The following is a 14,129-nucleotide window of genomic DNA, read 5'->3' on the forward strand; positions in this document are numbered from 1 at the left end:
GTGGCAAGGTGACGTCAATTTCATCAGAGGGGATTCGTGATGTTAAACGCCTGGCACCTTCCGGTTGCCCCATTTGTTAAGCAAAACAAAGACAACCTTGTGATTACGCTCTGGCTGGCGGGGGAAAATCAGCCGGAACGCGTGACGCTCCGCGCCGAAATTGATAACGAAGAGACCGGGCTGAAAATGCACAAGCTGCGCAGCCAGCCGCAGCCGGGGATTACGGCGTGGCGGGCGAATATCGATTTGCGCAGCGGGCAGCCGCGCCGTCGCTATAGCTTTAAGCTTTTATGGAACAACCGCCAGCTGTGGTTTACCCCGCAGGGGTTTAGCCGTTTCCCTCCGGCCCGGCTGGAGCAGTTCGCCGTCGATTACCCGGATAACGGCCCGCAGTGGGTTAACGATCAGGTCTTTTATCAGATTTTCCCGGACCGCTTTGCGCGCAGCGAAAAACGCACCGCCGGCCAGGACAAGGTCTATTACCATCATGCCGCGGGTCACGACATCATCCTGAAAAAATGGGATGAACCGGTGACGGCGCAGGCGGGCGGCTCGACGTTCTACGGCGGCGATCTCGACGGCATCAGCGAAAAGCTGCCGTACCTGAAAAAACTCGGCGTGACGGCGCTGTACCTTAACCCCGTGTTTAAAGCCCCGAGCGTACACAAATACGATACCGAAGATTATCGCCACGTTGACGCGCAGTTTGGCGGTGACGAGGCGCTGCTGCGCCTGCGTAAGAACACCCAAAAAGAAGGCATGCGCCTCATTCTGGACGGTGTGTTCAACCACAGCGGCGATTCGCACGCGTGGTTTGACCGTCATAACCAGTCGATGGGCGGGGCGTGCCATAATCCGGACTCCCCGCAGCGCGACTGGTACAGCTTTAACGAGGAGGGCCGCGCGCTGGACTGGCTGGGCTACGCGAGCCTGCCGAAGCTGGACTTCCAGTCCCAGTCTCTGGTGAACGAGATTTACGGCGGGGAAGACAGCATCGTGCGTCACTGGCTGAAGGCACCGTGGAATATGGACGGCTGGCGTCTGGATGTAGTGCATATGCTCGGTGAAGCGGGCGGGGCGCGAAATAACCTTCAGCACGTGGCCGGGATCGCGCGTTCGGCGAAAGCGGCTCAGCCGGAGGCGTTTGTCTTTGGCGAACACTTTGGCGACGCGCGCCAGTGGCTGCAAAACGATGCCGAAGATGCGGCGATGAACTATCGCGGCTTTACCTTCCCGCTGTGGGGATTCCTGGCTAACACCGATATCTCCTACGATCCGAACCATATCGACGCCGAAACCTGCGCCGCGTGGATGGATAACTATCGCGCTGGCCTGTCGCATCAGCAGCAGCTGCGGATGTTTAACCAGCTCGATAGCCACGACACCGCGCGCTTTAAATCCCTGCTCGGCAAGGATGTGGCGCGTCTGCCGCTGGCGGTCACCTGGCTCTTCACCTGGCCGGGCGTACCGTGCATTTACTACGGAGACGAAGTGGGGCTGGACGGCAACAACGATCCGTTCTGCCGCAAAACCTTCCCGTGGGAGGCAGAGAAACAGGATAAGGTGCTGTTCAGCCTGTATCAGCGGCTGGCGAAGCTGCGCAAACAGAGTCTCGCCCTGCGCTACGGCGGCTGTCAGGTGGCGTACGCCCACGATAATGTGGTGGTCTTTGTCCGCGTCTATAATCAGCAGCGCGTGCTGGTGGCGATTAACCGGGGCGAGGCCTGCGAAGTGGTGCTGGATGATTCGCCGCTGCTTAAGGTGGCGACGTGGACGAACAAAGAGGGCAAGGCGACGATACAGGATGGCGTGCTGGCGCTGCCTGCGGTATCCGCGACGGTCTGGCTCGGCAGCTAATGCGCTAAAGTTTCCCCTTTTAAGATGGCGCAAATGCAACGATTTGTGTCAATCTTAACGGATCGTTTACGGTGAAGGTGGAAACATGGACGAGCTTTACATCCTTGGCTGTTTATTCCTGGTTTTTGCGCTGCTGGTTGCGCCCGTGCTTGCGGTTATCGGGTTTAATCGAAGCACGGCGGCGCAGCAGGAGATCGCCCGGCTACGCCAGCGCATTGAGGTGCTTGAGCAGCGCGGCGCAGTTCAGGTAGCGCCGGAGACAGAACAGGTGCAAGCGGTCACTCCGGCTGTAGTGACCGCGCCTGTGGCTGAGGACGCGCCCGCGCCTGTCGATCCCTGGCGTCCCGACATTCCTACAGCTGAGGCAAAACCCGCTCCGGCCCCTGCGCCTGCGGCTAAAAAGCCTTCTGCCTTTGGCGGCATTGTGACGTCGCTGACGCGCTGGTTTATGCAGGGTAATCCCCTGGCGAAGCTTGGCATTCTGCTGCTCTTCCTCGGCCTCTCTTTCCTGCTGCGCTATACCGTTGAACACTCCCTGTTCCCGCTTGAGCTACGCCTGGTGGCGACGGCGCTGTTTGCCATCGTGCTGCTGGCGTTTGGGTGGCGGCTGCGGCACAAGCAGCCGATCTACGCGCTTATCTTACAGGGCGGGGCGACGGGCATTCTCTACCTGACGGTCTTCGGCGCCTTCCGGCTCTGGCAGATGCTGCCGATGACGCTGGCCTTTGCGCTACTGGTGGTGATTTGCGCCGCGAGCGTTGGGCTGGCCGTGCTGCAGAAAGCGCTGAGCCTTGCCATGCTGGCGAGCCTCGGCGGGTATCTTGCGCCGCTGCTGCTATCTACCGGGGGCGGCAGCTTTGTGGCGCTGTTTTCCTTCTATCTCCTGCTTTCCATCGGCATTCTCGCCATCAGCATCTGGCAGCACTGGCGCGAGCTCAACCTGCTCGGGCTGCTCTTTACCTTTGGCGTGGGCGGCCTGTGGGGGCTGAGGGAGTACCAGCCTGAAGACTATTGGATCTGCCAGCTGTTCCTGATTGCCAATACGCTGATATTCGGCGTGCTGAGCGTGGCACTGTCGCTGCGGGCGCAGGAGAAAGGAAAGCAGATTATTGACGGCGTGCTGCTGTTTGCCCCGCCGCTGATAGGCTTTGGGATGCAGTACGGTATGACCCGGCACTGGGAATATGGTCCGGCCCTGAGCGCTTTGGGATACGGCGCATTTTATCTTGCCCTCGCTTTCCTTGCCCTGCGCCGCTATCCGTCCATCGGGCGACCGCTGGTGATGGCGGCGCTGGCGATCGGCGGCGGGTTTGCCACGCTTGCGATTCCGCTCGCGCTCTCCGCGCGGTGGACGGCGATGGCCTGGGCGCTGGAGGGGCTGGGCATCCTCTGGCTGGGCGTGCAGCAGCACCAGCGGCGCATGAGCTATAGCGGGACGGCGCTGCTGGGGCTGGCGCTCGGCAGCGCGCTGTGGGCGCAGATGAACGGCGTTACGCCGCTGAGCCTGCTGCTTATCTTCGCCATCCTTAGCCTTTGCTGGCTGGCTGCGGCCTGGCTGTGGCGGAACCTCTTTCTGCCGGTTAGCTGGGCGCTGCTGGCAGGCGGGCTGCTGTTCTGGCTCGTGGCGCTATTTGGCGCGTCGCGGCTGGTGTTGAAGCAGGAACTGCCTGTTCTGGCAGGCGTGCTGGCGCTGACGGCGGCGTCGGTCTGGGGCTGGCGGCAGGCTGCCGTTCGTCTGGCGTGGCGGGAGCTGGATGCCAGCAAATGGCTGCTGTGGCCGCTGATGCTGGTGATGGTGGGCTATCAGCTCTCGCACCAGCAGATGTTCGCCGCCGGCTGGTCAAATCTGGCCTGGGGTATTGCGCTTCCCGCCGCGCTGATGCTGCTGCGGCGCGACGGCGCCCGTTTAGCGCCGCGCATCTCTATGGGGCTGCATCTGGCGCTGTTCTGGATGATATTACTGGCGCTGGCGGCGGAGCTTTACTGGTTTGCCCGGTCGCTGCCGTGGGGCATGGCGGCCTGGGGCAGCGGGCTGGCGATGGCCGCAGGCGGCGGGGTGATTATGGCGCTCTCTGCGGCGGTGCGCCGTCGCGGGTGGCCGTTCCGGGAGTGGCCCGCGCTCTACGCGTGCATAGCACCGATCCCCGTGCTCGCGGCGCTGCTGGTATTGCTGGTGGTGACCAATTTCCAGGACGGCGTGGTTTATCGTCAGACCTGGCTGCCGCTGGTGAACCCGCTTGAAGAAGGCGCGGCGTTCGCGCTGCTGGGGCTGGTGGTCTTTTACCGGGCGGTGGATCGCTACTACCCGACGCAGCTCTTGCAGGCCCGTCCGTGGCCTGCCGTCGCGATTATGGCGTTTGGCTTCTGGTGGCTTAACGGTGCGCTGATGCGCGCCCTGGCCTGGTACGGCGACGTGGCCTGGAATATGGCGTCGCTGTGGGATTCGCGGCTGATCCAGACCTCGTTTGCCCTGTTCTGGATGCTGAGCGCGCTGGTTATCATGGTCCACGCCACCCGTAGAGCTTCCCGTCAGGAGTGGCTTGGCGGTGCCGCGCTGCTGGGCGTGGTGATGGTTAAACTGATGCTGGTGGACAGCGCGGGTGGAGGCGGTCTGTCGCGTGCGGTGGCGTTTATCGGCGTGGCAATACTGGTGCTGATCGTGGGGTATTTCTCGCCGCTACCGCCCAAAACAGGAGATGAAAAATGAAATGGATGAAAGCGGTAGCTTGTACCGCTCTGCTGGCGCTTGCAGGCCCGGTGTTCTGCGACGAGGTACAAACGGAATCGCCCCGGGACTATGCCTTTGGCCGCTCGCTGGATACGTCTGCTCCTTCCCAGTGGTATCGGGTGACGCTGCCGCTCGCCGTCTATACACAGAGCACGTCGCCGGATCTGCATGACGTTCGCGTCTTTAACCAGTCGGGCGAGCCGGTTCCTTTCAGCCTGGTCACCGCGACGCGTCCGCAGGTGGCAGCGCAATCCACGGCGCTGCGCCTCTTTCCTCTGGACGCCTCACCGCTTGCGCCTGCGCGTGGGGATGAGGGCAGCGATAAGATCCTGCTCCGTTCCGGAAACGGCGTAGAGATTGTGCTGGAGGGGCAAAAAGCCGCCGCAGCCGGGCAGCATTATCTGCTGACCCTGCCGGAGCAGGCTACGGGTGAGATTGCCCTGTCCCAGCTGCAGCTGCTCTGGAATACCCCTCAGGCGCCGTGGCAGGGAACGGCATCGGTCTATTACAGCGAGGATCTTAAGCGCTGGTATACCCTGCGCGAGGATATGCCGCTGCTGGACGTGATGAGCGGGCAGGATCGTCTTAAGCTCGATCGGATCGATACCGATATCGTTTTGTCTCCCGATACGAATCGCTATCTCCTGGTTGTGCTGAATGCTCAGAGCCAGGGGGTGGCCTTAACCGGCGTTAACGCGATTAGCGCTCCTGCGCGGGCGACGCCGGACGCGATCGCTCTTGAGGGGGTAGGGGAGCAGCTATCGACAAGCGAAGCGCAGTGGCACTGGGCGCAGCCGCAGCCGCTGAGTGCTATCAGCATTTTACTGAATGGCGACGGCGTCCTTCCCGTGGAGATAGCGTGGCGGAGTACGGAAAAAGACACATGGCACCCCCTGAAAAAAGAGGTGCTTTACCGTCTGGAGGGCAAAACGTCTCCACCGGTTTCGCTTAGCGGAGGCCTGGTGCAGGCGGTGAAAATCACGACGCTGAATGCGCGCCTGCCGGAATATCTGCCGGGCGTCACCGGGCATCGTGACCGCTATGACCTGGTGTTCAACGCGCAGGGAAAAGCGCCGTACGTGCTTGCCTGGGGCAATGGCGCTGCAAAGCCTGCCAGCGTGGAACCTGACATGCTGATCCCCGCCGACCTGCGCAAAACCTATGATATGGAGCGCCTGCCGCAGGCCGACATTCTGGATGATGTCGCGTTAGGCGGCGAGGGGCGTCTGACCGCTACCTCTGCGTCCGAGCGGGAGAGCCGGATGAACGCGCTGCTGGTGTGGGGCGTGCTAATTGCGGGCGTAATTCTGCTGGCGGGAATGGCCTGGCGCATCTGGCGAGAGACGCTGCGTAAGGCATAAAAAAAGGCCCGCATAAGCGGGCCTTCTTCGTAAACCGTGCCGATTACAGGCTGGATACGTTCTCTGACAGGTATTTAGCAACGCCGTCTGGGGAAGCAGCCATACCTTCTTTACCTTTTTCCCACTGAGCCGGGCACACTTCGCCGTGCTCTTCGTGGAACTGCAGCGCGTCAACCATGCGCAGCATTTCGTCGATGTTACGACCCAGCGGCAGATCGTTCACAACCTGGTGACGAACGATGCCGTTTGCGTCGATCAGGAAGGAACCGCGCAGCGCAACGCCAGCGTCCGGATGTTCAATACCGTAAGCCTGCTGGATTTCGCGTTTGATGTCCGCAACCATCGCGTATTTCACCGCACCGATGCCGCCTTTGTCGACAGGGGTGTTACGCCATGCGTTGTGTACAAATTCAGAGTCGAAGGAGACGCCAACCACTTCCACGCCACGCTTCTGGAATTCTTCATAACGTTTGTCGAACGCGATCAGCTCAGACGGGCAAACGAAAGTGAAGTCCATTGGCCAGAAGAACAGAACGGTCGCTTTACCGTTGGTGTGCTGTTTGAAGTTGAAGTTTTCAACGATTTCACCGTTGCCCAGAACTGCTGCAGCTGTAAAATCCGGAGCCGGACGAGTTACCAGAACCATATGATTCTCCTGTAGATACTAAGGTTATTTGGAACGCAACGCGAGCCAGTATAGAGAGTGTTCGTGGATAAGACAAAGAGGTGGTGACAATCGTTCCGCCAGCTTTTACCTATCAATGATCGTGCTGTCAGAGCTGCTTGTTTTTCGCCTGCGCCATCATGCGCGGATAAAACTGCCAGAATTGGCTCTCCAGCGCATCGTAATGCTCATCCAGGTCGTACCAGGAGTCCCGCAGCGCATCCAGCCGCGGGCGACGGCTCGCCATGCCATTCAAGACATTCTGGATAAAGTCCATCTCGCGATAGCGCTCCAGCCAGCGTTCCGACCACAGGTAGTTATTCAGATTCACAAAGCGCGGCGGCGAGTCGGGCAGAATTATCGACACCTGCTGGTGGGCGTAGCGCACAAACGCCGGCAACGGCATCTCCGGCGAGAGCTGTTCCCAGTGGCGAGACAGGAAGTGGTCCCACATCACGTCGAGCGTGATCGGCGCAACGCGGCGCGTTTCAGGGCGAAACCACGCTTTCGCTTCCGTCACCTCGGGCAGATTATCAGTGATGACATCAATGCGGCGGTGCATAAAAATCCCGTCGACAACCTCGGGAGAATACGCTTCAGCGGGGTTGCCGCGCACGAAATCGGCCAGCAAATTGCCGGAAAGGGAGCTGTCAGCGAGGTGAGCGAGATGCAGGTGAGCGAGAAAATTCATGCGTTTTATTTGTCCGGGGGCGGCTAGTTGTTGCAGCAAAAGGGTGTGAGCACTAGACTATGCCGCCTGTTTTTAAGTCACGAGTATACGTCATGCGCGTCGCCGATTTCTCCTTTGAACTACCTGAATCCCTGATTGCTCACTATCCCATGCCTGAGCGCAGCAGCTGTCGCTTACTGTCACTGGATGGGCCAACGGGCGAGCTGACGCACGGTACTTTCACCGATTTGCTCGACAAGCTCAACCCTGGCGATCTGCTGGTCTTTAACAATACCCGCGTGATCCCGGCGCGCCTGTTTGGCCGTAAGGCCAGCGGCGGCAAGATTGAAGTGCTGGTCGAACGTATGCTCGATGATAAACGTATTCTGGCACATATTCGCGCTTCCAAAGCGCCGAAGCCGGGCGCGGAGCTGCTGCTGGGTGATGACGAAAGCATCAAGGCGACCATGACCGCGCGCCACGACGCGCTGTTCGAGGTGGCGTTCGACGACGAGCGCACGGTGCTCGACATCCTGAACGCCATCGGCCATATGCCGCTGCCGCCGTACATTGAGCGCCCGGACGAAGAGGCCGATCGCGAGCTGTACCAGACCGTCTACAGCCAGAAGCCTGGCGCGGTCGCGGCACCAACCGCAGGTCTGCACTTTGATGAACCGCTGCTGGAAAAGCTGCGCGCGAAGGGCGTTGAGATGGCGTTTGTGACGCTGCACGTCGGCGCGGGCACCTTCCAGCCGGTGCGCGTGGACAGCATTGAAGACCACATCATGCACTCCGAGTATGCCGAAGTGCCGCAGGATGTGGTGGACGCGGTGCTGGCGGCGAAAGCGCGCGGTAGCCGCGTCGTGGCCGTCGGTACGACGTCCGTGCGTTCACTGGAAAGCGCCGCGCAGGCAGCTAAAAACGGTCTTATCGAGCCGTTCTTTGGCGATACGCAGATCTTCATCTACCCGGGCTATCAGTACAAAGTGATTGACGCGCTGGTGACCAACTTCCATCTGCCTGAATCGACGCTGATTATGCTGGTCTCTGCGTTTGCGGGTTATCAGCATACGATGAATGCGTACAAGTCTGCGGTAGAACAAAAATATCGCTTTTTTAGCTACGGGGACGCGATGTTTATCACGTACAATCCGCTGGCTTTGAATGAGCGTGTCGGGGAATAAGTCCGCGGCACCGTATGACAACGTTGGACTGTTTTTCTGACGTCGGAGAAAAAATGAAATTTGAACTCGATACCACCGATGGCCGCGCGCGTCGCGGTCGCCTGGTGTTTGATCGCGGCGTGGTGGAAACCCCCGCGTTTATGCCTGTGGGCACGTACGGCACCGTAAAAGGGATGACGCCGGAAGAAGTTGAAGCCACGGGCGCACAGATTATCCTCGGTAATACCTTCCACCTGTGGCTGCGTCCAGGTCAGGAGATCATGAAGCTCCACGGCGATCTGCACGATTTTATGCAGTGGAAAGGCCCGATCCTGACCGACTCCGGCGGCTTCCAGGTCTTCAGCCTGGGCGATATCCGCAAGATCACCGAGCAGGGCGTACACTTCCGTAACCCGATCAACGGCGACCCGATTTTCCTCGATCCGGAAAAGTCGATGGAGATTCAGTACGATCTCGGCTCCGACATCGTGATGATCTTCGACGAATGTACGCCGTACCCGGCAGACTGGGACTACGCGAAACGCTCTATGGAGATGTCTCTGCGCTGGGCGAAGCGCAGCCGCGACCGTTTTGACTCCCTGCAGAACAAAAATGCGCTGTTCGGCATCATTCAGGGCAGCGTTTACGAAGATTTACGCGATATCTCTGTTAAAGGTCTGGTAGAGATAGGTTTTGATGGCTACGCTGTCGGCGGTTTGGCTGTGGGTGAGCCGAAGGAAGACATGCACCGCATTCTGGAGCACGTCTGCCCGCAAATCCCGGCGGATAAACCACGATACCTGATGGGTGTGGGTAAACCCGAAGATCTGGTGGAAGGCGTACGTCGCGGCATTGATATGTTCGACTGCGTGATGCCAACCCGCAACGCGCGTAACGGTCATCTATTCGTTACCGATGGCGTGGTGAAAATCCGTAACGCGAAGCATAAAAGTGACACCAGCCCGCTCGATTCCGAGTGCGATTGCTATACCTGTCGCAATTATTCTCGCGCGTATCTGCATCATCTCGATCGTTGTAATGAGATTTTGGGCGCGCGTCTCAATACGATTCATAATCTTCGCTACTATCAGCGCTTAATGTCTGGTTTACGCAAGGCTATCGAAGAGGGTAAATTAGAGAGCTTCGTGACCGATTTTTACCAACGTCAGGGGCGGGATGTTCCATCGTTGAACGTTGATTAATATTAATAATGAGGGAATTTGAATGAGCTTTTTTATTTCTGATGCGGTAGCGGCAACAGGTGCTCCGGCGCAGGGCAGCCCGATGTCTCTGATCCTGATGCTGGTTGTGTTCGGTCTGATCTTCTACTTCATGATCCTGCGCCCACAGCAGAAGCGTACCAAAGAGCACAAAAAGCTGATGGACTCCATCGCGAAAGGCGATGAAGTGCTGACCAACGGTGGTCTGGTCGGCCGCGTAACCAAAGTGGCTGAAAGCGGCTACATTGCTATCGCCCTGAACGACACCACTGAAGTGGTTATCAAACGTGACTTCGTAGCTGCCGTTCTGCCGAAAGGCACCATGAAGGCGCTGTAATCCCAACTTTTCCCAAAGGGAACTGCCGTGTTAAACCGTTATCCTTTGTGGAAGTACATCATGCTGGTCGTCGTGATTATCGTCGGCCTGCTGTACGCGCTTCCCAACCTGTATGGTGAGGATCCGGCCGTTCAAATCACTGGCGCGCGCGGTGTCGCCGCCAGTGAGCAAACGCTGATCCAGGTCCAGAAAACGTTACAAGAAGAAAAAATTACCGCTAAGTCTGTGGCTCTGGAAGAGGGTGCAATTCTTGCTCGCTTCGACACCACCGACACGCAGCTCCGCGCTCGCGAAGCGCTGATGGGCGTGCTGGGTGACAAATATGTCGTGGCGCTTAACCTTGCTCCTGCAACCCCTCGCTGGCTGGCTGCGCTGAACGCAGAGCCAATGAAGCTGGGTCTTGACCTGCGTGGCGGCGTTCACTTCCTGATGGAAGTGGATATGGATACCGCGCTCGGCAAGCTGCAGGAACAGAATATCGACAGCCTGCGCAGCGATCTGCGCGACAAAGGCATCCCATACACTACCGTGCGTAAAGAAGATAACTACGGCATGAGCATCACGTTCCGCGACAGCGCGGCGCGCGATCAGGCTGTAGATTACCTGACCCAACGTCACCGTGACCTGGTGATCACCTCTCAGGGCAGCAACCAGCTGCGCGCGGTGATGACCGATGCGCGTCTGAAAGAAGCGCGTGAATATGCCGTTCAGCAGAACATCAACATTCTGCGTAACCGTGTAAACCAGCTGGGCGTGGCTGAGCCGCTGGTACAGCGTCAGGGTGCTGACCGTATCGTGGTTGAACTGCCGGGTATCCAGGATACCGCGCGTGCGAAAGAGATCCTCGGTGCGACCGCGACGCTGGAATTCCGTCTGGTGAACTCCAATGTCGATCAGTCTGCCGCGGCGTCTGGCCGTATTCCGGGTGACTCCGAAGTGAAACAGACCCGCGAAGGTCAGCCGGTTGTGTTGTACAAGCGCGTGATCCTGACCGGTGACCACATCACCGACTCCACTTCAAGCCAGGATGAGTACAACCAGCCGCAGGTTAACATCTCGCTGGATAGCGCGGGTGGTAACATCATGTCTAACTTCACCAAGGACAACATCGGCAAACCGATGGCGACCCTGTTCGTGGAGTACAAAGACAGCGGTAAGAAAGATGCAAACGGCCGTGCGGTGCTGGTGAAAGAGGAAGAGGTGATTAACATCGCCAACATCCAGTCTCGTCTGGGTAACAGCTTCCGTATTACCGGTATTAGTAACCCGAACGAAGCGCGTCAGCTCTCGCTGCTGCTGCGTGCCGGTGCGCTGATTGCGCCAATTCAGATTGTTGAAGAACGTACCATTGGTCCAACTCTGGGTATGCAAAACATCCAGCAGGGTCTGGAAGCGTGTCTGGCCGGTCTGGCAGTCTCTATCCTCTTCATGATCTTCTTCTATAAGAAGTTCGGTCTGATTGCGACCTCCGCGCTGATCGCAAACCTGGTGCTGATTATCGGCATCATGTCCCTGCTGCCGGGGGCGACGCTGACCATGCCGGGGATTGCGGGTATCGTTCTGACCCTTGCGGTGGCGGTCGACGCCAACGTACTGATTAACGAACGTATCAAAGAAGAGTTGAGCAACGGTCGCTCTGTCCAGCAGGCGATTGATGAAGGTTATAAAGGCGCGTTCAGCTCTATCTTCGATGCGAACGTAACAACACTGATTAAGGTTCTTATCCTGTATGCAGTGGGTACTGGCGCGATCAAAGGCTTTGCGATTACCACCGGTATCGGTGTCGCAACGTCAATGTTTACCGCTATTGTCGGCACCCGTGCCATCGTGAACCTGCTGTACGGCGGCAAGCGCGTCAAAAAGCTGTCTATCTGAGGAGTGCGTTGTGGCACAGGAATATACTGTTGAACAATTGAACCATGGCCGTAAAGTCTGGGACTTTATGCGCTGGGACTACTGGGCCTTCGGCATTTCAGGTTTACTGCTGATTTTGTCCATCGTCATTATGGGCGTGAAAGGCTTTAACTGGGGTCTCGATTTCACCGGTGGTACGGTCATCGAGATCTCCCTGGAAAAACCGGTCGATATGGACCAGATGCGCGAATCGCTGCAGAAAGCGGGCTTTGAAGAGCCGCTGCTGCAGAACTTCGGCAGCAGCCGCGACATTATGGTGCGTATGCCTCCGGTGCACGATGCCAACGGCAGCCAGGAGCTGGGCAGCAAGGTCGTACAGGTCATTAACGAGACCACCAGCCAGAGTGCGGCGGTCAAGCGTATTGAGTTCGTCGGCCCGAGCGTGGGTGCGGACCTGGCGCAAACCGGCGCCATGGCGCTGCTGGTGGCGCTGATCTCCATCCTGGTGTACGTCGGTTTCCGCTTCGAGTGGCGACTGGCGGCCGGTGTGGTTATCGCCCTGGCGCACGACGTGGTGATCACCATGGGCATACTGTCTCTGTTCCACATTGAGATTGACCTGACCATTGTGGCATCCCTGATGTCCGTAATCGGTTACTCACTGAACGACAGTATCGTGGTATCTGACCGTATCCGTGAAAACTTCCGTAAGATCCGTCGCGGCACGCCGTACGAAATCTTTAACGTGTCGTTGACCCAGACGCTGCATCGTACCTTGATCACCTCCGGTACTACCCTGATGGTGATCCTGATGCTGTTCCTCTTCGGTGGCCCGGTGCTGGAAGGCTTCTCGCTGACCATGCTGATCGGTGTCTCCATCGGTACGGCGTCGTCTATTTACGTGGCGTCCGCTCTGGCACTGAAACTTGGCATGAAGCGCGAGCACCTGCTCCAGCAGAAGGTCGAGAAAGAAGGGGCGGATCAGCCGTCCATTCTGCCGTAAGGCGACGTTTAGCGCGTTATCGGAATCCCGGTCTGTTGACCGGGATTTTTTTTATCTGCTCCTGACAAACACTCCTGACAGTATGCTGTCAGGAGCCCTGCCGTAGACTCCTTCTGAACCCAAACAACAGGCAGGAGGATGTATGAAAAGCGTAATTAACTGGTTTGAAATTCCGGTTTCGGATATGGATCGCGCCATCAAATTTTATGAGCCGGTGATGCAGCTCGCGCTGCGTCGCGAGAAAATGGACATTGCCGAGCTGGCGGTTTTCCCGCATGAGGATCCCGCCACCGGAGGAGCGCTGGCAAAATTTGACGGCGTTACGCCCTCTTTGCAGGGCGCTATTATTTACCTGCATACTGACAATCTGGCGGCCACGCTCGATCGCATTGCCTCTGCGGGCGGCGAGTGCGTGTTTGGCCCGCTGGAACTGCCGCATGGTATCGGCACTATCGCACTGTTTACCGACAGCGAGGGTAACCGCGTCGGCCTTCATCAACCTGCCTGAGAGCGAATGACGTTATGACCCGACGCGCTGACCGTTTGTTTCAGATTGTGCAGATCCTGCGGGGCAGGCGTCTGACAACGGCAGCGCATCTGGCGGACCGGCTTGGCGTGTCCGAGCGTACGGTCTACCGCGATATCCGCGACCTGTCGCTTTCCGGCGTGCCGGTGGAAGGCGAGGCGGGAAGCGGATATCGGCTGATGTCGGGTTTTGACCTGCCGCCGCTGATGCTGACAAATAAGGAATCCGAAGCGCTGATGGTCGCGATTCGCCTGCTCAAAACCTGGGGAGGTGAATCGCTGTCGCGCGAGCTGGAGTCGGCTCAGGAGAAGGTGCTGGCTATTCTGCCCGAGGAGAGCCGCAGAAAGGCGGAGCAGACGCGGATCTACGCCCCGGATTTTTGCATGCAAAGCCACTCCCGCAGCGATTTTGACATGATTCACCAGGCGATTTCCGCTCAGCGCGTATTGGCGCTGCATTATCGTGATGAAGCCGGGCTGCTCTCAAAACGTGAGGTGCAACCGCTGGGGTTATTCTTCTGGGGGGAGCGCTGGCTGCTGGCGGCATGGTGTGAACGGCGCGATGACTACCGCTGTTTCCGGCTCGACCGGTGTCTCAATGTTGTAATGACGGAGAGGCGGTTCAGTGAGAGTGCGGACAGGTCTTTGGCAGATTTTTTGCGCAAGGTGAAGCAGTAAAAAGCCGGGTGGCGAGGTAAAAGCAAAACGGCAACGATGTTGCCGTTTTTTGTGTTTGCGCCCTCTCTC

General features: G+C 58.4%; 12 protein-coding genes. 10 read left to right on the plus strand and 2 right to left on the minus strand.

Going from position 1 to position 14,129, the window contains the following annotated elements; genetic code table 11:
* Window positions 1–39: 39 nt before the first annotated feature.
* From malZ to ACMGGH_RS10385, 3 genes are all read left to right on the plus strand, one after another.
* On the plus strand, window positions 40–1,857 hold the full coding sequence (malZ, locus tag ACMGGH_RS10375; protein ID WP_232948750.1) for a maltodextrin glucosidase: 1,818 nt from the start codon (window positions 40–42) through the stop codon (window positions 1,855–1,857).
* An 85-nt stretch (window positions 1,858–1,942) separates the two neighbouring features.
* Window positions 1,943–4,564, plus strand: a complete 2,622-nt coding sequence (locus ACMGGH_RS10380; protein ID WP_232948751.1) for a DUF2339 domain-containing protein — start codon at window positions 1,943–1,945, stop codon at window positions 4,562–4,564.
* On the plus strand, window positions 4,561–5,946 hold the full coding sequence (locus ACMGGH_RS10385; protein ID WP_232948752.1) for a DUF3999 domain-containing protein: 1,386 nt from the start codon (window positions 4,561–4,563) through the stop codon (window positions 5,944–5,946). The genes ACMGGH_RS10380 and ACMGGH_RS10385 overlap by 4 nt, the downstream gene beginning before the upstream one ends.
* Window positions 5,947–5,989: 43 nt before the next feature.
* On the opposite strand, the gene ACMGGH_RS10390 is transcribed toward ACMGGH_RS10385, so the two are convergent.
* Both ACMGGH_RS10390 and acpH read right to left on the minus strand, forming a co-directional pair.
* A complete protein-coding gene (locus tag ACMGGH_RS10390; RefSeq protein ID WP_008503347.1) occupies window positions 5,990–6,592 on the minus strand; it encodes a peroxiredoxin in 603 nt (200 codons plus the stop codon).
* Between the two features lie 127 nt (window positions 6,593–6,719).
* Window positions 6,720–7,301, minus strand: coding sequence for an ACP phosphodiesterase (acpH, locus tag ACMGGH_RS10395; RefSeq protein WP_041911095.1), 582 nt, complete (start codon window positions 7,299–7,301; stop codon window positions 6,720–6,722).
* Window positions 7,302–7,393: 92 nt separating this feature from the next.
* Here acpH and queA point away from each other — a divergent pair, with 92 nt between their 5' ends.
* From queA to ACMGGH_RS10430, 7 genes are all read left to right on the plus strand, one after another.
* Window positions 7,394–8,464 (plus strand): tRNA preQ1(34) S-adenosylmethionine ribosyltransferase-isomerase QueA, encoded by a 1,071-nt coding sequence (gene queA / locus ACMGGH_RS10400; RefSeq protein WP_028012140.1) that lies wholly within the window; start codon window positions 7,394–7,396, stop codon window positions 8,462–8,464.
* A gap of 53 nt (window positions 8,465–8,517) precedes the next feature.
* Complete coding sequence (gene tgt, locus ACMGGH_RS10405) at window positions 8,518–9,645, plus strand: tRNA guanosine(34) transglycosylase Tgt (protein ID WP_232948753.1); 1,128 nt, start codon at window positions 8,518–8,520, stop codon at window positions 9,643–9,645.
* Between the two features lie 22 nt (window positions 9,646–9,667).
* The gene (yajC, locus tag ACMGGH_RS10410; RefSeq protein ID WP_000007630.1) at window positions 9,668–10,000 is read left to right on the plus strand and encodes a preprotein translocase subunit YajC; all 333 of its coding nucleotides are present in this window, start codon (window positions 9,668–9,670) and stop codon (window positions 9,998–10,000) included.
* Window positions 10,001–10,027: 27 nt separating this feature from the next.
* Window positions 10,028–11,875: a protein translocase subunit SecD gene (gene secD / locus ACMGGH_RS10415; RefSeq protein ID WP_072031998.1), complete on the plus strand. Its 1,848-nt coding sequence runs from the start codon at window positions 10,028–10,030 to the stop codon at window positions 11,873–11,875.
* 10 nt (window positions 11,876–11,885) lie between these two features.
* Window positions 11,886–12,857, plus strand: coding sequence for a protein translocase subunit SecF (gene secF, locus ACMGGH_RS10420; RefSeq protein WP_047367602.1), 972 nt, complete (start codon window positions 11,886–11,888; stop codon window positions 12,855–12,857).
* 142 nt (window positions 12,858–12,999) lie between these two features.
* Window positions 13,000–13,365 carry a VOC family protein gene (locus ACMGGH_RS10425; protein WP_045259891.1) on the plus strand — a complete coding sequence of 122 codons (366 nt, stop codon included), beginning with the start codon at window positions 13,000–13,002 and terminating at the stop codon, window positions 13,363–13,365.
* A 14-nt stretch (window positions 13,366–13,379) separates the two neighbouring features.
* Entirely contained in the window at window positions 13,380–14,060 is a 681-nt protein-coding gene (locus tag ACMGGH_RS10430; RefSeq protein WP_028012145.1) for a helix-turn-helix transcriptional regulator, read from the plus strand.
* Window positions 14,061–14,129: the final 69 nt, after the last annotated feature.

It is taken from the genome of Enterobacter sp. BNK-16 (assembly GCF_048684955.1).
GTDB classification, from domain to species: domain Bacteria; phylum Pseudomonadota; class Gammaproteobacteria; order Enterobacterales; family Enterobacteriaceae; genus Enterobacter; species Enterobacter bugandensis.